The sequence below is a fragment of the Bradyrhizobium sp. BR14999 genome (assembly GCF_056106085.1).
On the sequence record NZ_CM148536.1, the window covers coordinates 3723072 to 3745501 of the forward strand.

Consider the following 22430-nt stretch of genomic DNA (forward strand, 5'->3'; position numbering starts at 1 on the left):
CAATCCCCGAGAGCTTCCAGGTCGTCCCGTCGAGATGCATGCTGACGCTATTTGCGTCCTGACACTCGCCAGGGCAAATGATCGTCGAAGCCAAACGCACAGAAAACGCGAGGCCAGCGCCTGATAACGCGCCGCCGGCGGCTAAGGCGGTGAAAACGAGGCCCGCCGTTTTACACTAGCGGCTGTGTCACTAGTCTCAGAATAGAACGCTGCCGGGCTCGAAATACAGGTCCCGGCAGCGTTTTCTTCTCAAACTGAGTGCTGAAATCCCAGTTGGTCTCGATTGTGCAACGGCCATGCCACAGGTGTGTGACACGTGACCGCCGGTTCACGCTGGCGGGCCTTCTATGCTAGCAAAATGACGTGCCCCGCCGATCGTGCGGAACGTCGTGGCACCGGCCGCAGGGGCTGTTCCAGATCCGCGCCTGCGGCTTTCGTTTGGCACCTTCTTCAAGCGGGCGGATTATTCGGCAATGCGACGTCGCCGCGAGATACTTCCGTCAAGCGAAGGACTGCCTCGATGAGGCAGAGAAGGCCACAAGCCCGGTCGATAAGGAGGCTTGGCTAAAGCTGGGGGAAGAGTGGCTGGCGATGGCGGAGAAAGCTCAAAGATCGCGGTCCCAGTCCCCGAAGTGAATAATCCCATGGTGACGCGACTCTAGATCGGCTCCAAGATAGTTCCGGCTTCGGAACGGCTGTTTTGGGGCAAAATCAAGGGCGTATATCGAGCTTACATAATTGGTGCGGATCGACACATAGAACTGCGGATTGACCTCGATGTGCACGACGAGGCAGCCGCAAGGGAAAGAGCCAAGCAGCTTGTTGACGGGCACGCTGTAGAGCTCTGGGAAGGCGCGACCAAAATCGAGACGTTCGACCCCGAGTAGGGCCGCCTAGTTGGGCGGCCTGTCCTGGTTCAAGCTGCCGGGCGCCTTGTTCTCGCTTCAGGAAATGTTCTCACGCATCGTCCGTAAGCGCTTAGCCGGAGCCCTTGCTTCGGGGTCGGGATAGCTGTGCGAAGAAGCCTCCGGCTGGACGGAGGTTTAGATGGGATTAGACAGCAAAAAGGACGTCCATTTGGACGGCTCATCGGCGGGCTCGGTGAGCCGGCTGGAGGTTCTTGAAGGACCATCGGGGCGCCGCGTACGTTCGGAAGCTGAGAGAGCTCGGATCGTCGCTGAGAGTCTGTTACCCGGTGCCCAGGTGGCCGAGGTGGCGCGCCAGCACGGAGCGACGCGCTGGCAGATCTACGATTGGCGACGGCGATTTCGACAGCGAGGCATGTTGCCGCCGTGCGAGGCGTCGCAGCCGACATTCGCGCCGCTGGTCGTGGAAGGTGCGTTGGAGGAGCGTCAGTTGCCGGCGATCAAGCTTGAGATCGCGATCGGCGATGTCGTGCTGCGGACGGATATGGCCATTGATGCCGAGCAGCTGTCCCGAGTGATCCGCGCGGTGCGAGCGTCACGATGATCGCGGCTGGTGCGGATCTGAAGATTTACGTTGCAACGCGGCCGATCGACTTCCGCTGTGGCCACGATGGGCTTGCGGCGAAGGTGCAGGAGATGCTTCGTCTCGACCCGTTCAGCGGCGCGGCCTTCGTGTTCCGATCGAAACGAGCTGACCGGATCAAGATTTTGGTCTGGGACCGAACGGGCCTGGTGTTGGTGCACAAGCGCCTCGAAGGTTGCAAGTTCGTTTGGCCAACGATCGCGGACGGCGTGATGCGGATGTCGCCGGCGATGTTCGCGGCCTTGTTCGAGGGGCTGGATTGGAGGTTGGTCCGTCCGGAAGAAGCACGGCGCCCGCAGGTCGCTGGATAACTGCGGCAGAATGACTCGGAAGCTATTTTGAACGTGGCACGCGCGGCGGCGATGTGCTCGAAATGGAGCATGAGCATCGCGGCGCTGCGCGACGAAAATGCACGCCTGAAGGCGCTTTTGGCGCAAACGCAGGTGGCCTTGAGCGAGCATCAGGGGGCGCTGGCGGCGTCGGAGGAAGCCCGACGCCGGCTGGAGGTCATTCTCGGCGAATTGCGACGCGACAAGTTCGGCGCGAAATCCGAGAAGCTGCGACCAGATCAGTATCATTTGCCGCTCGAAGACGTGGAGATCGCGCAGGGCATCCTGGAGGCCGCGCAGGAGAGAGCCGAGAAGGTCATCCAGGGCCGATCGCGAAACGCGGCGGATCAAAGCTCTCATCGCAATCGCGGCTGCTTGCCTGCCCATTTGCCGCGGGTGGAGCGGATCATCGAGCCTGCGAGCACGCTCTGCCCGTGCGGTTGCGGCGCCATGACGATGATCGGCGAGGACGTCAGCAAGCGCCTCGACGTGATCCCGGCGCAATGGCGGGTGCTGGTCACGCGCCGCCCGAAATACATCTGCCGCCGCTGCTCCGGCCCTGTCGTGCAGGCGCACGCGCCGGAGCACGTCGTACCCAGCGGGCTGCCGACCGAAGCGGCCATTGCGCACGTGATCGTCTCCAAGTTTGGTGACCATACGCCGTTTTACCGCCAGTCCGAGATCTATGCGCGCCAGGGCATCCGGCTTGATCGGGCAACGCTGGGCAACTGGTCCGGTCGCGCCTGCTTCCATCTTCAACCCATCGCGGACCACATGCGCCGCCACCTGGCCATGGCGGATCGTCTGTTCATGGACGAAACCACGGCGCCGGTACTCGATCCCGGGCGCGGCCAAACGAAGAAAGGCTACTTCTGGGCGATCGCCTCCGACGACCGCGGCCACAGCGGCCCAAGTCCGCCGATCGTGCTGTTCCGATATGCCCCCGGTCGCAGCGGTGCCTTTGCGGAGCAGTTCCTGGATGGCTTTGGCGGACGCTTCCTGCAATGCGATGCCTATGACGGTTATGACCGGCTGACCGAAGTCGCTCGACCGCAAGGGCCGTGGACGCTCGTGCATTGCTGGAGCCATTTGCGCCGGCGCTTCGTCAAATTGGCCCGCAACAGCAAATCGCCGATCGCCGAGGCCGCCGTTCGGCACATCGCACAGCTTTACGCCATCGAGGCCATGGTGCGCGGCTCATCGCCGGACATCCGGCTCGCCGCGCGAAAGGAGCATTCGTTGGCTCTCGTCGCCACTTTGAAAACGTGGTTCGAGAAGCAGCTGTCGATGATCTCCAGCGGCTCGACACTTGCCGAAGACATCCGCTATGCGCTGAATCACTGGCAGGGGCTGACCCGCTTCCTCGAAGACGGGCGCCTCGAGCTCGACACCAACCCGGTCGAGAACGCCATCCGGCCAGTTTGCCTGACCAGGAAAAATGCGCTCTTCGCCGGTCATGAAATCGGGGCAGAAAACTGGGCCTTGCTCGCGTCGCTCGTCGCCACCTGCAAGCTCAACGACGTCAACCCGGCTGCCTACATCGCTGAAACACTCGAGGCGATCATCGACGGCCATCCCCATAGCAGGATCGAAGACCTCATGCCGTGGCGATTCCGCAAAACGTCAAGCCAGCCTCAATAGGGTCCCGGCTAAGCGCTTACCATCGTCCAAGTACCGTCCGTGTTTAAGTCCCGGTGACCTAAGTTGAATTTGAAAAGCGCTCTAATTTCCCGAAGGAACGAATGTTCTCTTTGACACTTAAGGGGCTGGTAGCTGAAGACGGTGCAGCCGTTGCTGAGGCTATGGGCCCGGCCTCCTAGGCACACCGGGCCCGCTTTGCTCAAGACCGCCTCAGTTGGGGCGCCGTTCTCTTGATCTAGCTCAAGCGATGCTTCCCTCTGCGACAGTCCATCAGGCCATGCCTGACCCCGAAAAACAGACCGAGTGGAAGGAAGACAAGCCGTCGCCCCTGGACGAGGCGCGTCGGGTTATTGAAGAGTACGCTGCTAACCTGCGCGAGATCATCAGACGGCTACGCCAGATGATGAACTAAGGCTGTCTTAGCTTTTCGCGTTGGCGGGTCGCACGCGCGAAACCGGTGCTCTCCGGAAGAGTACTGACAATGTCCGGAAACGAACATAACGGCGCTTTGACTGTGAGTAAGCTCGGAGGTGCTTGATCCTCCCCAAGGTCCAAGCACCCCAACGGCCCCGGCCTCCCACACCCACCCCATGGCCGGGGCCGTCATCGTCAGAGTTCGCGTGCCATCGCGGGATGGCCTCGGCTCTTCACCTTAATCCAGTGCTTCTGCCGACGACCTCGGTACCGATCGCGATGCTTGGAAACCAGTCCCTCAAGTCGCATCCGGCAGGTGGCCCGGAACAGGTCCAGCCCGTTCTCGCGTCGCTCGAAAGGGGCCACGCTGATCCCGTCCGGCCGGCGCGCCAATAGCTGCTCCAAGTTTGCTTTGCGCATGTGGAGGGACCGCAAATCATCGCCCATGATGAGGATGGGCTCGTTCTCGCTGGGCTTTGCTAGCGTGAGGACCAGGCAACCTCCAGCGGCCCCGGCCTCACGACATTCCTCTCTACCCGGTCCGGGGCCGTCCAACCGCCATCATTGTCCCATCGCTGCCGACGCGCACGATGGCGCCGCGCTGGCCACACGCCTGACAGATGAACCGCGGCTCGAGTTACGACAATCGGATATCGTCCGGCCACTCGTCAACCACCATGGCCGAAAGCTTCACCCTGTGGCCACAGCGATAGTCCTGACCGAAGGCGAACAAGTCGCGCACGCCGGTCGATCGCAACTCGCCGAGCTTCTTTCTTCCTGACACAAGGGGGCAAGATCCTTCCTCAGCTGACCGAGCTGCTTCTCAATGCCGCTTGCGTATTCGTGCCAGTGCACCACCATGGTCGCTCGTCCGACCATGGCAATCAAACGGCGACGCAACCGAAGGGCGAGCGCAAGCACCTCGGTGGGCCAATTGCCAAGCCACCGCTTTGATCACCAGGATGAGAAGGTAGATCGCGGTGCGGCGGCCGATGCGGTTCATCGTTTCTTGCGGGAGGGCAAGGGATGAGGCTGGAAGGTGGGCAGATTATTTTTTCAGAATAAGCCACATTGCGCGCGCCATTCGCCTCACGGATCCGGTGTGCCGAGCGAGCGCCGCCGCTATCTCCGCCACGACACGACGACGCGCCAGCCAGGCAAGCCGCTTCCGCTCAGCCTCAGGCCATTCCTTTGGCTTCGACGATCTCATTTCGAAATGATCGAATGAGCTCGATGCGAGCGATATTGGGAAATTTACGGGTGGAGGTGCCGAACCACCCTGAGAACGCGCCCCAAGCCCGCCAACCTTAGTGCAATACGCGAGCGAGCTCGGCGAGCCGGACCTCTCTCAGGCTCTCAAGGTGCTCCATTGCTTCAAGCAATTTCACCAGATCGGAGATCATATATGCCAGGGCTTGCGCGGTTTTCGGGAAGAGCGACCGCCAGCGCCTCCCGCCGGCGGGTAGGGCGGTGAAACCGGTGAAACCGGGGCCCGCCGGTTCACGCGCGTTGTCCGTACCTCCCATTTCGATACGTTCGGTCCCGGGCGCATTTGTTTTGCGATCGCGGTGGCTGGTGGCGCATTATTAATCGCTATCACGAGCTTTTACTTCATGGAATAACGCGCTCGGAATCGGGGCAAATCGCCAGAATGCTCCGGTCCCTAGCCGCCGCCTGCCTGGCCGCATTCAGTGTCGCCGCGCGAGTGTCCCCGCATTAGACAGTAAGCCGCTTCAGTTAGCGGACTCAGGTGATAGTCGCAGGGCAGCTGGAGCTGCAGAGCGACTGTTTGATACCAAGGATCTGGAGAGACGGCCCCAGCCTCCAGGGGGCTGTTGAGGGGTGGGCCGGGGCCGCTCCGCCAGCTCGGGCTGCGAGCCGGCACGACTTAAACGTTCGCCAGCGCTTGTGTTCCTTTGAAAACGGTCAAACCGAGGATTCTAAGGCAGATTTCGTCTTGTAATAACGATTAGCTACAATGTAAGGTTCGGATTTTCAGTCCTGTTATTTGAGGTAGTAATGAGTACATCTGATCGGACTGCCCATACCGCCACCGTTTTGCACCAAACTATCGCACGTCTCGAAAGTCAGATTGCCGAATTGAGCGTACTGCGAAATCGATTGGCGCAAGCTGAGTTGCGCCGCTCTCGGTCGAGATCGGTTCAGTCAGCTTCCCGAAAAATAGGACGAGACGCTAGGTGTAGATAACCTTCCACGGTCAACCCACGTCTCGTTTGCCGGCCGCGTCTGGTAGCTCCAAGCTTCCTGCGTGAGTCGGGGGATTCAAGGAACGGGAGCGGTTGCAGAGCATGTCTTTGGAGGAGCTGTGGCAACTCCACAGGCTAGTCAATGACATTCTCGCGCTGAGGCTCTTAGTGAAGAAAGAAGAGCTTGCGACACCTGGAGGCTTAGCCGAGGCGACAACGCTCCTGTGACGAGGTTTGACCCGGAGGAGTGAGGTTGCCTGGTTGCCTAGAACTGTTGGCTCGCTAGATTAACAGTCGATTCTCGCGCGCCATGGAAAACTGCCCCCTCGGCGTCACGAGGAATTGCCCCCTCCTTGGATAGCCTACCTGAGGTCGGCAATCCATGGCTATCTGGACAACAGAGTGCGGCAGCGCGGTTGAGCGTGCAGAAGGGACAGTGTGTTAAACTCCGGTGCGCAACACGTGCCGGATGCAGGATACGACAGCAGAGCCCGAGAAAATTGGGGCGCGCCGCGCAGTTGGTGTTCGGCGCGGACACAAATCCCCTCAGCCCCCTGATATCTAGGCGATAGTCTTTAAATAGAGGCTCGGGTCAAAGTATTTGCTCGCCGGCGTGAAGTCCTTGATGCCTGCGTTGGCCATGAAGAAATCTGTCGATTGTTGTAGCCAGTTGGTGACGGTCCCATCCGAGTACATGCGTTTCCAGTCCTTGGACGTGAACATCTTCTGAGCCTTGAACGACTCATTGATGTCGGCCATCGGCGTCTGGCTGTAGTGACCCTTCTGGAGCTTCTCCATCGCCTCCGCGCTGTTGGCGATGATGAAGTCGTTCGCCTCGGCCCAGCCCTTGATGAGCTTTGCCAGTGTTTCCTTGTTTGGCTCGTAGTAATCGTTAGCCGCCGCCCAGCCGCCGATGATCGCTGCCTTTGGATAATAGGCTGACGCATCCGCGAGCTTGACTGCGCCGGGCACCTTGTCGCGAACTGTCACGTTGAAGGGCACCCAGAGCGCGACGGCAGGCACTGCGCCGGAAATGAAGGCGGTCACGGCGGCCGGCATGGTCTGGTTGACCAGTTCGACCTCCTTGGGATCGACCTTGTTGGCACGAAGCGCTGTATCCAGGAATACGTGCGCCGTTGTGCCGGTCGCGGTCGCGATGCGCTTGCCCTTCAGATCCTCGAACGATTTGATGCCCTGATCACCGCGAACCCAGAGTTGCGCCGTCGCTACCTCGATGTCGTTGATGAGGAAGACCTTGCCTTGGCCACGGGCCGGGAAGTTCGAGAGCACGGCGCCGGTTGCCAGCACGTCGAGGCTGCCGCCGATCAGCGCCTGGAAGATTTCCAGGCCGGTGTTGAACTGTCGCAGCTCGAGATCGAGGCCCTGCTTTTCGAAGGAGCCGCGGTCCATGCCGGTCCAGATCTGGCCGTCAACGGCGACAGTGTGAAGATAGCCGACGCGGACCTTTGTTTTCGCCTGCGCGATCGCAGGCGCCGTGGCCGTGAAGGTCCCCAGTGCAAGGCCTGCCGTCATGGTCAAAAATTGTCGCCGATCCATAGGTCGCTCCTCCGCTTTATGATTATTCCGAGAATGAGACCGGACGCATCTGCGCCTGCTGGGCGCGATATTCGTCCATCACGAGTTGCCTGATTTGGCTTCGCAGTTCGGCGAATTCCGGACGCTCCTGTATCGACTCGTCGCGCGGATAGGCGAACGGCACGTCGATGATCTCCCGGATCCGCGCCGGCCGCGCGGTCACCACCACGATGCGGGATGCGAGGTAGATCGCCTCTTCCACGGAATGGGTAATCAGCATGACCGTCTTGCCTTCGGTCTCCAGTACCTTGAGCAGCAGGTTCTGCATGTTGGAGCGGGTCTGGGCGTCGAGCGCCCCGAACGGCTCGTCCATCAGGAGGAATTGCGGCTTCACCGCATAGGCCCGCGCGATCGCAAGCCGTTGCCGCATGCCGCCGGACAGATGTTTCGGATAGGAATTGGCGAAGTCGGACAGGCCCATCAGAGCAAGATAGTGATCGCAGATCGCGTCGCGCTCGGCGGTTGCGACATGGTTGGCGTTGAGCGTCAGGCCGAAGGCGATGTTTTGCTTCACGGTCAACCAGGGGAATACGCCGTACTCCTGGAAGATGACGCCGCGTTCGGGGCCGGGGCCGGCGACGGGACGGCCATCGAACAGGACCTTGCCCGTCGTCGGCTTCTGGAAGCCGGCGAGCATGCTCATCATCGTGGTCTTGCCGCAGCCGGACGGCCCGATCACCGCGATGAAGTCGCCGTCGTTGATGTCGTAACTGACGTCCTCGACGACGTTGAGACGGCCCTTCGGCGTCTCGAAGGAGAGCGAAACCTTGTCGAACTGCGCGCGTTTGGTCATGCGATCGCCCGGTCCTGCCAGACCAGCAGCCGCGCCGTGATCTTGCGCAGGATCATGTCCATGATCAGCGCGATCAGGCCGATGCAGATGATGCCGACATAGATGACGTCGAGCAGGAAATATGTCGAGGCATTCTGGATCATGGCGCCGAGCCCGCGCTGGGCCGCGATCAGCTCGGATGCGACCAGCGTCGCCCAGGCCACCCCGAGCGCGACGCGCAGCGCAGTGAGGATGTGCGGGACGGTGAGGGGAATGATCACCTTGCGAAAAATCTCGCTCTGGTTGGCACCGAGCGTCTGCGCCACGCGGATGTAGAGCGGCGTGATCTGCGAGACGCCCTCATACATCACGATCACGCCGGAGAAGAACGAGGCGTAGAACAGGATGACGAGTTTTGCGACCTCGTCGACGCCGAAATAGACGATCACCAGTGGGATCAGCGCGATCGGCGGCAGCGCGCGGAAGAAGTTGATCATGGGGTCGGCGAAGGTGCGGGCCGGCCGGTACCATCCCAGCAGGAAGCCGACCGGCACCGCGGCGAGGATTCCGAGCGCGACACCGAGAAAGACGCGCCTGGTCGAGGCGAAGACGTCGATCAGCAGACCTTCCCTGGTGAGAAGCTCAAAGAATTTTGCGGCGACCTGGTGCGGCGCGGGGATTAGCGAGACGTTGACGAAGCCGCTCCAACGCACGGCGTACCAGAGCAGGATCGCACCGATCCACGGGATCAATCCGAGACCAAAGCGTCTCACGCCAGCTCCGTCCATTCGACGCGTCCACCCGGATTGCAGTTGATGTTTTCCAAGGTCATATTATAAATAGGATGACCATACAAGTGGCGCCTTTGGTCGTAGGCGTCGCAGGCTTTCCCGCATGACAACTTCCCCTTTCACCATCCAAAGCGTCCAGGCCTTCGGCTATCGCTATCCGCTGACGGCGCCAGTCATCACGTCCTTCGGGCGGATGAAGGATCGGCCCGCCGTTTTCGTCCGCGTTGAAGACGCCGATGGACATGTTGGTTGGGGCGAAGTGTGGTGCAATTTTCCTGCACCAGGTGCCGAACATCGTGCTCGGCTCGTCAACGAGGTGCTTGCGCCGGCCCTTGTCGGATTCACTGTGCCCGAGCCGTCCGCCGCGTTCGAGCGTCTGACGCAGGGAACCTCGGTCCTCGCGCTACAATCAGGCGAAGCCGGCCCGTTTGCGCAGTCGATCGCCGGCATCGATATCGCCGTCTGGGATCTCCACGCGCGCCGCCAGAACCTCGCGCTGTGGAGGCTGCTCGGCGGGGCGAGGCGCAAGATCAAGGTCTACGCCAGCGGCATCAATCCGGTCGGTTCCGAGCGGATGGCCGAAGCGGCCCTGGGCCGCGGCTACCGCGCGTTGAAGCTGAAGATCGGTTTCGATCCGGCAGGTGACTGCGCCAACCTCGAAGCGCTGCGCCACCTTGTGGGCAAAGGCCTGCTTGCTGCCGACGTCAACCAGGGCTGGACCATTGCCCAGGCGCTGGAGCTTGCACCGCAACTCGAGCGCTTCGGCCTCGTATGGCTCGAGGAGCCGATTCGTGCGGACCGCCCCCGGCAGGAATGGAAGCAGTTGCACGAGACCGTCCACTTTCCGCTCGCAGCCGGCGAGAACATCGCGAGCCTCGCCGGGTTTGCCGAGGTGCTGCGTGAGCCGGTTCTCGATGTCGTCCAGCCCGACATCGCCAAATGGGGCGGGCTGTCGGCTTGCGCAAACATTGCCCGCGACATCCTGACTTCGGGAAAGATGTTTTGCCCGCACTATCTCGGCGCCGGCATCGGTCTTCTGGCGTCGGCGCATCTTCTCGCCGGTGTCGGCGGCGACGGGCTGCTCGAAGTCGATTGCAACGAAAACCCGCTGCGCGATCGCTTCTGCGGTCCCGTGCTTGAAGTCCGCGACGGTATGATCGAGCTCGGCGACGAAGCGGGCCTCGGCATCACGCCCGATCTTGCCTCCATCGCACAATACCGGATGGTCTGATGTCAGCTCGTGGTTACGACTACATCATCGTCGGGGCGGGCTCCGCCGGCTGCGTGGTTGCGAACCGGTTGTCGGCGGATCCGTCCTGTCGCGTGCTGTTGCTCGAGGCCGGCGGATCGGATCGGAATTTTTGGCTGAAGCTTCCGGTCGGTTACTACCGGACCATCTACAACGAGCGATACTCGCGCCTGTTCAGGACCGAGCCGTCGGAAGGGAGCGGCGGTCGTGCCATCGTCTGGCCGCGTGGCCGCGTGCTCGGCGGCTCTTCTTCGATCAACGGGCTGATCTTCATCCGGGGCCAACACGAGGACTTTGACGATTGGGAGCGCCTTGGCGCCGATGGCTGGAACTATCGCGAACTCCTGCCGTACTTTCGGCGCTACGAACGCTACCGCGGCGGCGAGAGCCAGTTTCACGGCGGGCTCGGGGAATTCGAGGTCTCCGATCTGCGCAACGACAATCCGGCATCGAAGGCCTGGGTCGACGCGGGCGTGCAGTTCGGCCTGCCGCGCAATCCCGACTTCAACGGCGCCACGACGCTGGGGGTCGGCACCTACCAGCTCGGCATCGGGCGGCACTGGCGGACCAGTTCCGCCTCTGCTTTTCTGCGTCCCATAGCCGGCCGTCCCAACCTCACCATCATCACCCATGCTCAGGTCAGCAGGGTCGTTTTCAACGGTCGCATCGCGACCGGCGTCGAGTGGATCAGCAAGGGTCATGTCCACAGTGCGGCGGCTGACCGTGAGATCATCTTGTCCGGCGGCGCGCTGCAGTCGCCGCAGATCCTTCAGCTTTCCGGCGTCGGTCCGGCCGACCTGCTGCGCAAGCTCGGCATTCCCATCGTTGCCGATTCTCCGGAAGTCGGCGCCAATCTTCAGGACCACTATCAGGCCCGGCTGATCGTCCGCCTGAAGGAGCGAATTTCGCTCAACGATCAGGTTCGCAATCCCGTCGACCTTGCGAAGATGGGCTTGCAGTGGATGCTTGCGGGCAGCGGCCCGTTGACGGTCGGTGCAGGGCAGGTGGGCGGCGCAGCCTGCACGGAATACGCCGTCGGCGGTCGGCCGGACGTGCAGTTCAATGTGATGCCGCTCTCGGTCGACAAGCCTGGCGAGCCCTTGCACAGCTATTCCGGTTTTACAGCTTCGGTCTGGCAGTGCCACGGAAAGTCGCACGGACAGCTTGCCATCAGCTCAACCGATCCGTTCGAGCAGCCGCGGATCGTACCGAACTATTTCGCCGAGGAGGTCGACCGCAAGACCATCGTCGCGGGTCTGAAGATTCTGCGCGAGATCTATCAGCAGAAGGCGTTTCGCGCGCTCTGGGATATCGAGATGATGCCGGGCGAGGCAACAAGGGATGATGTCGGGTTGTGGGATTTTGCGCGCAACACGGGTGGCACGGTGTTTCACTGTGTCGGGACCTGTCGCATGGGCAGGGACGCGCAGGCCGTCCTCGATCCGCAGCTGCGTGTGCGCGGCGTCGAGCGGCTGCGCGTGATCGACGCCTCGGTGATGCCGCAGATCACCTCGGCCAACACGAATGCGACCAGCCTGATGATCGGCGAACGCGGTGCCGCGCTGGTCATGGCTTGATCGCGTGACCTGAATTCTGGAGGGCGAGATGGAATTGAGTTCCGATAGTCACGTCCCCAAATACGCGCAGATTGCCGACATCTTCCGGCAGCGGATCGCGCGCGGCGTCTGGACCCAGGGTTTTCGCCTGCCGGCCAACGAGGAACTGGCCGCCGAGTTCGGTGTGTCGCGCGTCACGATCAGGCAGGCGGTGGAGCTGCTCGCCCGCGACGGTGTGATCGAGGCGCAGCAGGGCCGTGGCACCTTCGTCACGGGGACCGTGCGGCAGGACCGGTGGCTCAAGGTCGAGACAACGCTATCCGATCTCGCCGACATGTACCGCGACACCTCGCCCGAGATCATCAATATCTCGGAAAGCCGCAGCGATGCACCGCTGCTTCCCGGGGACGGCAAGCCGGCCGAAAAGTACGTCTTCATGCGTCGGCTGCATTCGCGGGAGAAGCAGCCCTACTGCGTCATTTCCATCTATCTCGACGAGGAGATCTTTCGTAGGTCTCCGAAGCGATTTCGCAACGAGACCGTGATTCCGATCCTCAACGATCTCAGGAATCCCGCTATCGCGAGTGCGCGCCAGACCTTGACGATCGGTACCGCGGATATCGAGGCGGCGCGGCTGCTGCGCGTGCCCCTGAACTCGCCAGTGGCCGAAGTCCGCCGCATCTTCACGACGCAGGACCGCACCGTGATCTATCTCGGCGAGGTCACCTATCGCGGCGACTTCGTGCGGATCGATATGGATCTGCGGCCCTAGCGCCTTCAACGCGAAAACAGTTCCTGGTTCCGACGCTCGAGTTCTTCCCCGTAAGTACGCAGCACATGAGCTTCGCTCAAGGTGCCGATCGCGGCGCGATGGTCGGCGCGGTCGACAACCGCGAGCACGTCGGCTTCGCTGCGTTCAAAGGCCTTGAGGATCTCGCGAACCGGCGTGCTCGGGAGCAGGCATTCATCCTTTTGCTGCGCCAGTGACCCGATCAGCTCGTTGTCCTGATTAGCGACGGAATGTAGCGTCGCGGCGGAGACGATGCCCGCATAGATGCCGTTAGGATCGCGCAGCACGATCTGGCGGACCTGCACCGGCGAGAACAGCTTTTGCGCCTCGCCAATCGGCATCGTCGTCAGGGCATTCTCGAAATCGGTGCGCATCAGGGATGCCGCACTCATCTGCCGGACCCAGCCGATGTCCTGCGGTCCGCGGATCACCTCGCCGCGCAGATGAAAACGCCATGTCGCAAAGCTGTAGCCGAACAGCTCGCGGACGATCAGCGCGCAGACCGACGATGCGACCACCGCTCCAACGGTGACGGAGAAATCGCCGGTGATCTCGAGCGCGAGACAGACCATGCTGAACGGCGCTCCGAGCACGCCGGTTCCGAGCGCGGCGAGTGCTGCAATGGCTGCCGTGCCGGGCTGTAGCGCCAGGGTGGGAAGAAGACCCATCAGCACGATGCTGTAGAGCTGGCCGATCAGCGCGCCGAGCAGTAGCGAGGCGAAGAACAGGCCGCCGCGAAAACCGGCTCCGAGCGAGATGGCGGAGGCCAGGATTTTGAACACAATGGTGGTTGTGAGCAGGAGCCAGGTCGGATTGCTAACCAGCAGAATCTGCATTGCGCCATGTCCGGCGCCGAGCACGGTCGGCGTCAGCAAGGCAAGGCTGCCGAGGAGGAAGCCGCCGAGAATCGGTCTCACGACTCCCTTGAAAACCGTGACGCGCTGAAAGCAGCGCTCGGAGAATGCGACCGCAAGCATGACCAGGATGCTGGCGAAAGCGCAGATAATGCCGATCAGCACCGTCTGCCCGATCATTTCGACGGACACCGGCGATGGGAAGCCAGGCACCATCAGGAAGGATTGGTGCGTCAATTGCCGCGCGACGAGCCACGCGGTGACGGCGCTCGCGATGACCGGTACGAGACCGGCCGACGTATAGGCACCGAGCACGACTTCGAAGGCGTAGAATGCGCCGGCAAGTGGTGCTGAAAACGCGGCGCTGATCGCACCCGCGGCGCCGCAAGCCACCAGCAGCCGCATGTCGTTGCGCCGGGCGGCCAGGCGCTGGCCGACATGAGAGCCGAACATTGAGCAGATCTGGGTGTAGCCGGCCTCTAGCCCGACCGACCCGCCGAACCCGTTGGACAGCAATGTCTGGATCGAGATCAGCAAGCTGCCGCGAAAGGACACCCGGCCGCCATAGAGCGCATTGGCCTCGATCGCGTCGGCGAGCTGCTGTCCCCTGACGCGCCGGGCGAAGTACAGCCCGATCAGCGCAAGCACCAGGCCACCGAGCATCGGGATCAGCAGCGTGCGCTGCCACGAGATCACGCCGGTGGCACTGAGGTGTGCGTCGAAAGGAATGTCGAACAGCAGTGCGTGAGAGAACTGGCTGAGGCTCGAGATCGCAGCCACGAGCACGCCGTTGAGCAGTCCGACGACGATGGCGACCAGCACGAGGCCAGTCTCGCGATTGCGCACGAAATTGCGCAGGAACAGGGGCAGCAGTCGGATGCCGGGGGCAGCGGCCGGCCTCGCAGGATGTGGTGCCGGCTCCATCCTATGAAGGATCCCGCAGCGGCTCAGTGCGCACGACACGAAAGCCGATATTGCTGGACGAGGAGTCAGGCGTATTGGAGCTTCGCGCCGCGACGCGGTAGCGATTGCAGTAGGATTCGTGGCAGAGGAAGGATCCGCCACGCATCGATCGGTTGGGAGCTGGCTCGCGGTTCAAGGGGTCTCGCGATGGCGTGAGGCGGTGATAGCTCGGCGAAAAATAGTCCTCGCACCATTCCCAGACATTTCCGCAGACATTGTGCAGGCCATATCCGTTGCGCGGAAAAGCATGAACGGGCGCGGTACCGAAATAGCCATCTTCCACGGTATTGCGATCGGGAAAGTTGCCCTGCCAGATGTTGCAGCGATGCTCGCCATCCGGCTGCAGCTCGTTGCCCCAGGGATAGGTGGCCTGGTCCAACCCGCCGCGCGCGGCCATCTCCCATTCAGCTTCGGTCGGAAGACGCGTGCCGGACCATTCGCAGTAAGCCTGTGCGTCGTTCCAGGAAACGTGGACGACGGGATGATCGAGCCTGTCGAGGATGCTGCTCGTCGGTCCCTCCGGTTGCGCCCAGTAGGCGCGCGTCACCGGGACCCACCATGGTGTTTCCTGAACGCACATTGTGCGCGCGGTGCGCGTCTCTTCGGGCAGGAGCCCGTCGAAGACAAAACTCCAGCCGTAGCGCTCGGCTTCCGTCGTGTAGCCCGTGGCACGGACGAAGTTGCCGAATTGCAGGTTGCTCACGGCGTGGCAGGCAATAGCAAAGGGCGACAACGTAACCAGCCGAACCGGGCCTTCGCCGTCTTCGACAAAGCCGATGTCGGCAGATCCCATGTGGAAGGTTCCGTCGATCAGTGCGCTCCAGCTGCGCAGGATCGGAGTTGGACTGGGGGGGATCGCTGCTTGCGCATCGTTGCCCGTCGCCGGTCCGTTGCCGGCGACGCGCTGGATGCAGCAGTGTGAACGATCCTTCGTCATGTCCTATTTCTGCTTCTCTTCCTCCCAGAAGGCTGTGCCCCCTTCCGCCTTCATCAGCTCGAGAATCTTCTCGCGCGGGATCACGCCGCAACGGTTCGCCCATTGCTGGTATTGAGCCGTCATCTCGCGGACGCGATCCGGATGCTGCGCAGCCAGATCATTCATCTCGGTGCGGTCCGTCTCCATGTCGTAGAGCTCCCAGGGTCCCGGGTAGTTCCGAACCAACTTCCACTTGCCGACGCGCACGGCTGCATTTCCCTCGTGCTCCCAGAACAGCGGGCCACGGTTGCCATAGGCCGACGCGAATGACGGCACGAGGCTCTCACCCTCGCAAGGCAGGATGGCGTTGCCGTTGTACTCCTTGGGATAGGTGGCGCCGGTGACGTCGAGAATGGTCGCCATCACGTCTGTGAGCTGGCTGGGGTTGTGCCGCAAGCCGCCTTTTTCAGAGATGCCGCGCGGCCAGTGTATGATGAGGGGCGTGGCGATGCCGCCTTCGTGTATCCAGTGTTTGTAGAGACGGAACGGTGTATTGGAGAGATTGGCCCAGGCGGTGCCGTAGCTCTGGTAGGTGTCCTCGCCACCGGGCATCAAGGTCGGATCGTTACCGAAGCGCACCGGCCTGCCGTCGCGCGTTCTGGCCTTGGCGATCATGAGCTGGTCCACCAGCTCCTTCGCGGTGACCCCTTCCGGAATGTCCTCGGCGCATGCGCCGTTGTCGGACAGGAAAATGATCAGCGTATTGTCCATCTGGCCGGTTTCCTCCAGCGCCTTCAGGATGCGGCCGATGCCCTGGTCCATGCGATCGATCTGGGCCGCATAGACCTCCATGCAGCGCAGCGTCCATTCGCGTTGCTCCGCGTCGGTCCACGACGGCTGGGTCGGATCGCGATCGGTCAGGCGCCAGTTCGGATGGATGATGCCGTCATCGACGAGGCGCTTGAGGCGCTCTTCGCGTAGCCTGTCCCAGCCCGCATCGAAGCGGCCCTTGTACTTGGCGATGTCTTCGTCATGGGCATGGAGCGGCCAGTGCGGCGCCGTGTAGGCGACATACTCGAAGAACGGGGCGTCGGGCTTCTCTGCATTGTGCTGGCGGATGAAAGCCGCTGCCTGGTCGCTGATCGCGTCGGTGTAGAAGAACGACGGATCCTTCTCGGCCTCGTGCTCGATATTGTCGTTGCCGCGCGTCAGCGTGTTCGGGTGATAGAAGCTGCCGGCGCCGATGATGGTGCCGTAGAAATGGTCGAAGCCGCGCTGCATCGGCCAGGCGTCGGTCGGCTCCGTCAGGCTGCTGGCGATGTGCCATTTGCCGCTGAGATAGGACGTGTAGTTCCGGCTCTTCAGGGCCTCGGCGATCGTCACGCAGCTCTTGTTCAAATTGCCGGCATAGCCCTCGGGGCCGTTGCTGTAGGTGAGGATACCGATGCCGGTCTGGTGCGGATGCAGGCCGGTCAGGAGCGAGGCGCGCGAGGGACTGCAGCGGGCGGTGTTGTAGAACTGCGAATAACGCAGCCCGTTGGCCGCGAGGCGGTCGAGGTTCGGGGTCTGGATCTCGCCGCCGTAGCAGCCGATGTCCGAAAAGCCCATGTCGTCGTTGAGGATAAGCAGGATATTGGGGCTATCAGTAGTCTTTGCGCCATTCGGCATGTTTGTGTCCTCGTTATTGACGTGTGGCGTTGTCAGTGGCGGCGCGTCAGGCTGATGCTGAGGCGGAAATATTTCGGCAGGTAGACGGCACGCAAAAGCTCCAGCGCCCGCCTGTCCTTGCCGAAGGTGACGCGCTCGATAGAGAGCAGGGGCGAGCCGACCTTCACGCCGAGCAATTTTGCGCTGCCGGCGTCGGCGAGGTCGGCGCTGATGGTCTGCTGTGCGTCCTTGATGGCGAGTCCAAGCTCGTCCTCGAAGACGCGGTACATGATGATCGAGAGGAGGTCGCGCTTCTCGAGCTCGAGACCGATGTCCGGCGGATAGAAGGCGTGCTCGATGGCGATCGGTGTATCGTCTGCGAGCCGCAAGCGCCGAAGCTGCCAGACGGCGCGCTCGCGAAGCTGCTCGCGCACGGCAGTGTCGTGCCGGTTGGTCATGCCCTGCTGTAGGATCTTTGCACCAGCCTGGTAGCCGGCGTCGCGGATGGTTTCCGAAAATCCCATGAGATGGCCGACCCAGTTCTCAGGCTGGTTCGAGCGCAGGAAGGTGCCGCGGCCGCGTGAGCGGTCGAACATGCCTTCGTTCACCAGAGGTGCGATGGCGTTGCGGATGGTGATGCGGCTGACACCAAAATGTCGGCCGAGTTCGGCCTCGGTCATCAGGCGGCCGGTCTCGTCGATGAACTTGCCGTCGCGCACCTGGCTGCGAATGGATTCGCGGATCTGGATATGCAGGGGCGTCGAGCCTTCCGCGACCACATCGCTGCCGAGCGGTGCGGGTTTCTTCTTGCGCGTTTGAACAGCCATGGTGTCAGAGCCGCATGCGTGTTGCTGGATCGAACAGGTGAATGTCTTGCGGACGAGCCGTGATCGAGATCGTGTCGCCTTCGCCGGGAATGTTGCCGCCGGAAACGCGCATGCGGATCGTGGTGCCGGCGCAATCGAGATCGAGCACGGCGGTATCGCCGAGATCCTCGATCAGGTCGACACGCGCGCCAAGGCCGCCGTCCGTCATGCGCAGGGCGCCGGGGCGAAGGCCGACCACCACATCGCGCTCGCCGGCTGTCGTGGTCGTCGTCTTCACACGATGGCCGGCGATGATCACGTCGCCGTCCACGTAACGGGCGAGAACTAGGTTCATCGGGGGATTGCCGATGAAGCCAGCGATGTCGATCGAGTTCGGACGGGCGAACACTTCTGCGGGCGTGCCGACCTGCTGAATCTCGCCTGACATGAATACCGCCATGCGATCGGCGAGCGTCATCGCCTCTTCCTGGTCGTGCGTGACGTAGACCGCGGTGACGCCCAGCGAGCGCTGCAGCTTCTTCAGCTCGGCGCGGGTCTCCAGCCGCAGCTTCGCGTCGAGGTTCGACAGCGGCTCGTCGAGCAGGAACAGGCGCGCCTTGCGCACGATGGCGCGGGCCAGCGCGCAGCGCTGCTGCTGGCCCCCCGAGAGCTGACCCGGCTTGCGGTCGAGCAGATGGTCGATCTTCACCTTGCGCGCGGCGTCCTTGACGGCGGGCGCGATCTCGGATTTCGGCAGCTTGGCCATCTCCAGGGGGAAGGCGATGTTCTCTGCCACCGTCATGTGCGGGTAGAGCGCGTAGCTCTGGAACACCATGGCGATGTCGCGGTCACGCGCATCGGTCGAGGTGACGTCTTTGTCGTCGATCAGCACGCGGCCGGCGGTCGGCGCGTCGAGGCCGGCGAGGATGCGCAGCGTTGTGCTCTTGCCCGAACCCGATGGCCCGAGCAGCGCAAAGAACTCACCCGGCTTGATGTCGAAATTCACGCCCTTGAGCGCGGCGAACTCGCCGTGCATCTTGACGATGTTGCGAAAACTGACCTGACCTTGGCCGCTCATCGGCGTCCTCCGCCCTTGACTGCACCGACCGTCAGGCCCTTCACGATATGCTTCTGCGCGACCACGCCGAGCACGACGACAGGCAGCATGGCGAGGACCGAGACCGCCGCGAGCTTGGCCCACAGCGTCTGCTCGACGGAGACGAAGTTGAACATGGCGACCGTGACCGGTCGCACCGTGTTGCCGCTGAGCACAACGGCGAATAGGAATTCGTTCCACGCGTTGAGGAACACGAACACGACTGTCACGGCAATGCCGCCGCGGACCTGCGGAATGATGATGCGCCACAGTGTTTTCAGTCGACTCGCGCCGTCGAGATAGGCGGCTTCCTCCATCTCGAAGGGAATATCCTCGAAATAGGAGACCAGCAGCCAGATCGCGAAGGGCAGTGAGAACGACAGGTAGATCAGGATGATGCCCTGATAGGTGTCGATCCAGCCAATGTTCCGCAGCACTAGGAAGTAGGGAATGATGATGCCGACGGGAGGCAGCATCTGCGTTGCCAGCACATAGAATCCCGCGAACTTCTTGCCGCGAAAGCGCAGTCGCGCCAGCGCGTAGGCCGCCGGCACCGCCATCAGCATGGTGAGGATGGTGGTGCCGACCGAAATGATGATGCTGGAGACGAGGTTCGGCAGGATCGAGCCCGAACCGAAAAGCACGTCACGATAGGCTTCCAGCGTCGGTGTGAACACCAGCTTGGGCGGATAGGCCAGCACGTCGGAATCGGTCTTGAGCGAGTTCAGCACGCTCCAGATGATCGGAAATGCCCAGGCCAGCAGGAAGACCATGGAAATCGCGAGCAGGGCGAAGACGCGAAGGCGCTTTGCAGTCATTTCGCCCTCCGCATCGCGAACAGGATGCCGGAAATGATGATGGTCACGATCAGCAGTGCGACTGCGAGTGCCGAACCATAGCCGATCGACAGCTCGGTGAAGGACTTCCGGTAAGCATAGAGATTGAGGATCTCGGTCGCGGTGCCGGGGCCGCCGGCGGTGACGGTGAAGATCGCTGCGAATGCGGTCAGGGCCACCATGGTCCGCATGATGATGACCATCACGATCGCGGGACGCAGCAAAGGCAGGGTGATGCGGCGGAAGCGCTGCCAGGCGGAGGCTCGGTCGAGCCGCGCGGCTTCGTAGATGTCTTCGGGCAGGGAGGCCAGCGAAGCGAGCAGCACCATGAACGCGAACGGCGTCCACTGCCAGGTGTGGATCGCGATCACCGAGACCATCGCGAGCGTGGGATCGCCGAGCCAGTTTTTGCTGCCCAGCCCTGCATTGATCGCAAGGAAGTCGACGATGCCGAATTCCGGTGCCAGCATGAAAGTGCGCCAGATCATACCGACCACGGCCGGCGACAGGACCACGGGCAGGATGGCGATGATCCTGAACCAGCCCTGGCCACGCTTCATGTCCATGACCAGCAAAGCGAGCGCCAGGCCGATGATGACCTGCAGCGCGACGGTCGAGCCGGTATAGACGAGGCTCACCAGCAGCGAGGTCCAGAAGCGCTCGTCGGAGAGAAGCACCTGGTAGTTCTCAAATCCGACGAAGCCGTTGGTGAACGGCATCGCCAGATCCATCCGGAATGCGCTGGTGTAGGCCAGGAAGAGCAGCGGAAACGTCGTCGTGGCGAGCAGCGCAAGAAACGCCGGTGCAAGCAGGGCCGCTGCAAACCGGCGCTCGCGCTGCGCCAATACGCGTCCGAAATCGCTGCGAGGCGCCTCGCTCGCGATCTCGGCCGATGTCACCGCTGTCGTCGCCATGGCTCAGCCGCGCATCATCGGTTCGATGCGGCGCTGCGCGTCGTCCAATGCGGCCTTGATCGTGGCCTGGCCGGAGAGGGCCGACTGAATCGCGGTCGCCATGGTGTCGCCGATCGCCGGCCACTGCGGCACGCGCGGACGCCAGTCGACGTCGGTGTCCTCCTCCAGGGCGCCCATCGTGGCCTCGACGAAGTTCTCGCCAAAGCCGTTCATGAGCTTGATGTAGTCGGGATCCTTCCAGATCGAGGTGCGGTTGACGCCCGAGCGTTTGGTGGGACCGGCGAACTTATGCGCGGTGCGCGCCTGGGTCTCGGCGCTCGCGGCCCACTGGATGAACAGCCAGGTTGCCTTGCGCTTCTTCTCCGGCAGTGCGGAATTGATCGGAAAGCCCCAGTTCCAGATCGATGTGGTGCGCTTGCCCGACGGCCCCTTGGGCCAGCGGGCATAGGCGACTTTGCCGATCACCTTGGACTTTTCCGGATTGTTGATGACCGAGGCCGACGAGTGCGCGTCGATGTAGCTGGCGACGGTGCCTTGCGAGAAAGCGTCGGCGATATCCGGCCAGTTCCAGTTCGCCGCCGCCGTCGGCGCGTACTTCTTCATGATGTCGACGTACCAGGCGAGCGCCGCCTCGGCCTCGGGGCCGTTGACGGTGAGTTTGCCGCCCTTCATCCAGTCGCCGCCGAACTCACGGAAAATCGACGGATAGATGTACATATTCTGGCCGGCACCGGCGACGCCGCGCAGTGCTGCGCCCCAGACGCGATCGTTCGGCGTGTTCAACGCCCCGGCATTGGACATGTAGGCTTCGAGCGTGTCTGCCGGCTTCAGGCCCTTCGCGTCATAGAGGTCCTTGCGATAGACCTGAATGGTGACTTCGCCGTCATAGGGCATGCCGTAAAGCTTGCCGTCGATGCCGTTGGCGCTCCGCCAGGCCGGAATGATGTCGTCGAGCTTGAACCAGGCCTGATCGGTCAGCGCCTTGTCGTTCAGATAGGTGCCGAGCGGCTCGACCCATTTGTTCGCGGCATAGAGCGCGTAATACATCGGGTCGGCGGCGTGGGTCGCGTAGGTGCCGGTCTTCGAGGTCAAGTCGATGACGCTTTTCTGCCGGATCTGCGCCGGCGGAATCTTCTCGAAGCGGACGTCGATGCCGGTGAGCGCCTTGAACTGCGGCGCGAGCGTGATGAGGTTTTCGAAATAGCTCGCCGGGATCACGGCGACCGTGATGGTCTCGCCGGAGACTTGCTGCCAGTCGATCTGAGCGGATTTGTAAGGCGCGAGGTCGGCGTCCTGCGCGGCGGCTTGCCGTAGAAGTGCCGGACCAAGCGTCGCGAAAGCGGCGGCTGCGGTTCCGGTCTTGAGTAGCGTTCGTCGCGTCGGCTTGAATGATGGCATGCGGTCCTCCCGAAAATCCGGATTTATATTTCCGGTTAGTTAGGACATTTGCTCAAATGTTATAACAAGTCAACCGCGACAAAATGGATCGTCATCCGGCCGTTCCGCGCGGAGCGTGAATCGATCTCGGACCTCGCCCGGCGGGC

18 protein-coding genes are annotated in these 22430 nt (G+C 62.3%); 7 read left to right on the forward strand and 11 right to left on the reverse strand.

What is annotated here, in order from left to right; all coding sequences use genetic code 11:
• Positions 1-1047: 1047 nt before the first annotated feature.
• The 4 genes from tnpA to ACR9YP_RS17175 all read left to right on the forward strand — a co-directional run bounded on the left by tnpA (position 1048) and on the right by ACR9YP_RS17175 (position 3891).
• Positions 1048-1470: an IS66-like element accessory protein TnpA gene (tnpA, locus tag ACR9YP_RS17160; RefSeq protein WP_474219587.1), complete on the forward strand. Its 423-nt coding sequence runs from the start codon at positions 1048-1050 to the stop codon at positions 1468-1470.
• Complete coding sequence (tnpB, locus tag ACR9YP_RS17165) at positions 1467-1820, forward strand: IS66 family insertion sequence element accessory protein TnpB (RefSeq protein ID WP_080134255.1); 354 nt, start codon at positions 1467-1469, stop codon at positions 1818-1820. Before tnpA ends, tnpB begins: the two co-directional genes overlap by 4 nt.
• Positions 1821-1889: 69 nt before the next feature.
• Complete coding sequence (gene tnpC / locus ACR9YP_RS17170) at positions 1890-3479, forward strand: IS66 family transposase (protein WP_474221071.1); 1590 nt, start codon at positions 1890-1892, stop codon at positions 3477-3479.
• Between the two features lie 277 nt (positions 3480-3756).
• On the forward strand, positions 3757-3891 hold the full coding sequence (locus ACR9YP_RS17175) for a hypothetical protein (RefSeq protein ID WP_474220498.1): 135 nt from the start codon (positions 3757-3759) through the stop codon (positions 3889-3891).
• A 2770-nt stretch (positions 3892-6661) separates the two neighbouring features.
• Here the strand turns inward: ACR9YP_RS17175 and ACR9YP_RS17180 are convergent.
• Genes ACR9YP_RS17180 through ACR9YP_RS17190 form a run of 3 tightly spaced genes read right to left on the reverse strand, consistent with a single transcriptional unit; the run spans position 6662 to position 9241 of the window.
• Positions 6662-7657: an ABC transporter substrate-binding protein gene (locus tag ACR9YP_RS17180; RefSeq protein ID WP_474220499.1), complete on the reverse strand. Its 996-nt coding sequence runs from the start codon at positions 7655-7657 to the stop codon at positions 6662-6664.
• A gap of 22 nt (positions 7658-7679) precedes the next feature.
• Positions 7680-8489 carry an ABC transporter ATP-binding protein gene (locus ACR9YP_RS17185; RefSeq protein WP_091898285.1) on the reverse strand — a complete coding sequence of 270 codons (810 nt, stop codon included), beginning with the start codon at positions 8487-8489 and terminating at the stop codon, positions 7680-7682.
• A complete protein-coding gene (locus tag ACR9YP_RS17190; RefSeq protein WP_474220500.1) occupies positions 8486-9241 on the reverse strand; it encodes an ABC transporter permease in 756 nt (251 codons plus the stop codon). The genes ACR9YP_RS17185 and ACR9YP_RS17190 overlap by 4 nt, the downstream gene beginning before the upstream one ends.
• A 121-nt stretch (positions 9242-9362) precedes the next feature.
• Here ACR9YP_RS17190 and ACR9YP_RS17195 point away from each other — a divergent pair, with 121 nt between their 5' ends.
• Genes ACR9YP_RS17195 through ACR9YP_RS17205 form a run of 3 tightly spaced genes read left to right on the forward strand, consistent with a single transcriptional unit; the run spans position 9363 to position 12836 of the window.
• The gene (locus ACR9YP_RS17195) at positions 9363-10490 is read left to right on the forward strand and encodes a mandelate racemase/muconate lactonizing enzyme family protein (protein ID WP_474220501.1); all 1128 of its coding nucleotides are present in this window, start codon (positions 9363-9365) and stop codon (positions 10488-10490) included.
• Positions 10490-12085, forward strand: a complete 1596-nt coding sequence (locus ACR9YP_RS17200) for a GMC family oxidoreductase (protein WP_438106659.1) — start codon at positions 10490-10492, stop codon at positions 12083-12085. Before ACR9YP_RS17195 ends, ACR9YP_RS17200 begins: the two co-directional genes overlap by 1 nt.
• 28 nt (positions 12086-12113) lie before the next feature.
• Complete coding sequence (locus ACR9YP_RS17205; protein WP_438106661.1) at positions 12114-12836, forward strand: GntR family transcriptional regulator; 723 nt, start codon at positions 12114-12116, stop codon at positions 12834-12836.
• Positions 12837-12841: 5 nt separating this feature from the next.
• Here the strand turns inward: ACR9YP_RS17205 and ACR9YP_RS17210 are convergent, their stop codons facing one another.
• The 8 genes from ACR9YP_RS17210 to ACR9YP_RS17245 are packed head-to-tail and all read right to left on the reverse strand — an operon-like array spanning position 12842 to position 22284.
• Complete coding sequence (locus ACR9YP_RS17210) at positions 12842-14632, reverse strand: chloride channel protein (protein ID WP_091898275.1); 1791 nt, start codon at positions 14630-14632, stop codon at positions 12842-12844.
• A 1-nt stretch (position 14633) separates the two neighbouring features.
• A complete protein-coding gene (locus ACR9YP_RS17215; RefSeq protein ID WP_474220502.1) occupies positions 14634-15608 on the reverse strand; it encodes a formylglycine-generating enzyme family protein in 975 nt (324 codons plus the stop codon).
• Positions 15609-15611: 3 nt separating this feature from the next.
• On the reverse strand, positions 15612-17255 hold the full coding sequence (locus ACR9YP_RS17220; RefSeq protein ID WP_438106664.1) for an arylsulfatase: 1644 nt from the start codon (positions 17253-17255) through the stop codon (positions 15612-15614).
• Between the two features lie 32 nt (positions 17256-17287).
• Positions 17288-18061: a GntR family transcriptional regulator gene (locus ACR9YP_RS17225; RefSeq protein ID WP_474220503.1), complete on the reverse strand. Its 774-nt coding sequence runs from the start codon at positions 18059-18061 to the stop codon at positions 17288-17290.
• 4 nt (positions 18062-18065) lie between these two features.
• A complete protein-coding gene (locus tag ACR9YP_RS17230) occupies positions 18066-19118 on the reverse strand; it encodes an ABC transporter ATP-binding protein (protein ID WP_474220504.1) in 1053 nt (350 codons plus the stop codon).
• Positions 19115-19954: a carbohydrate ABC transporter permease gene (locus ACR9YP_RS17235; RefSeq protein WP_091898265.1), complete on the reverse strand. Its 840-nt coding sequence runs from the start codon at positions 19952-19954 to the stop codon at positions 19115-19117. Before ACR9YP_RS17235 ends, ACR9YP_RS17230 begins: the two co-directional genes overlap by 4 nt.
• Complete coding sequence (locus ACR9YP_RS17240) at positions 19951-20886, reverse strand: carbohydrate ABC transporter permease (RefSeq protein WP_091898263.1); 936 nt, start codon at positions 20884-20886, stop codon at positions 19951-19953. Before ACR9YP_RS17240 ends, ACR9YP_RS17235 begins: the two co-directional genes overlap by 4 nt.
• A gap of 3 nt (positions 20887-20889) precedes the next feature.
• The gene (locus ACR9YP_RS17245; protein WP_474220505.1) at positions 20890-22284 is read right to left on the reverse strand and encodes an ABC transporter substrate-binding protein; all 1395 of its coding nucleotides are present in this window, start codon (positions 22282-22284) and stop codon (positions 20890-20892) included.
• Positions 22285-22430: the final 146 nt, after the last annotated feature.

Coding starts and splice junctions, on each gene's coding strand:
- ACR9YP_RS17200 (WP_438106659.1), top strand. CDS start 10,490: ATGTCAGCTCGTGGTTACGACTACATCATCGTCGGGGCGGGCTCCGCC.
- tnpC (WP_474221071.1), top strand. CDS start 1,890: ATGAGCATCGCGGCGCTGCGCGACGAAAATGCACGCCTGAAGGCGCTT.
- ACR9YP_RS17225 (WP_474220503.1), bottom strand. CDS start 18,061: ATGGCTGTTCAAACGCGCAAGAAGAAACCCGCACCGCTCGGCAGCGAT.
- tnpA (WP_474219587.1), top strand. CDS start 1,048: ATGGGATTAGACAGCAAAAAGGACGTCCATTTGGACGGCTCATCGGCG.
- tnpB (WP_080134255.1), top strand. CDS start 1,467: ATGATCGCGGCTGGTGCGGATCTGAAGATTTACGTTGCAACGCGGCCG.
- ACR9YP_RS17180 (WP_474220499.1), bottom strand. CDS start 7,657: ATGGATCGGCGACAATTTTTGACCATGACGGCAGGCCTTGCACTGGGG.
- ACR9YP_RS17205 (WP_438106661.1), top strand. CDS start 12,114: ATGGAATTGAGTTCCGATAGTCACGTCCCCAAATACGCGCAGATTGCC.
- ACR9YP_RS17195 (WP_474220501.1), top strand. CDS start 9,363: ATGACAACTTCCCCTTTCACCATCCAAAGCGTCCAGGCCTTCGGCTAT.
- ACR9YP_RS17215 (WP_474220502.1), bottom strand. CDS start 15,608: ATGACGAAGGATCGTTCACACTGCTGCATCCAGCGCGTCGCCGGCAAC.
- ACR9YP_RS17185 (WP_091898285.1), bottom strand. CDS start 8,489: ATGACCAAACGCGCGCAGTTCGACAAGGTTTCGCTCTCCTTCGAGACG.
- ACR9YP_RS17210 (WP_091898275.1), bottom strand. CDS start 14,632: ATGGAGCCGGCACCACATCCTGCGAGGCCGGCCGCTGCCCCCGGCATC.
- ACR9YP_RS17235 (WP_091898265.1), bottom strand. CDS start 19,954: ATGACTGCAAAGCGCCTTCGCGTCTTCGCCCTGCTCGCGATTTCCATG.
- ACR9YP_RS17220 (WP_438106664.1), bottom strand. CDS start 17,255: ATGCCGAATGGCGCAAAGACTACTGATAGCCCCAATATCCTGCTTATC.
- ACR9YP_RS17240 (WP_091898263.1), bottom strand. CDS start 20,886: ATGGCGACGACAGCGGTGACATCGGCCGAGATCGCGAGCGAGGCGCCT.
- ACR9YP_RS17245 (WP_474220505.1), bottom strand. CDS start 22,284: ATGCCATCATTCAAGCCGACGCGACGAACGCTACTCAAGACCGGAACC.
- ACR9YP_RS17230 (WP_474220504.1), bottom strand. CDS start 19,118: ATGAGCGGCCAAGGTCAGGTCAGTTTTCGCAACATCGTCAAGATGCAC.
- ACR9YP_RS17175 (WP_474220498.1), top strand. CDS start 3,757: ATGCCTGACCCCGAAAAACAGACCGAGTGGAAGGAAGACAAGCCGTCG.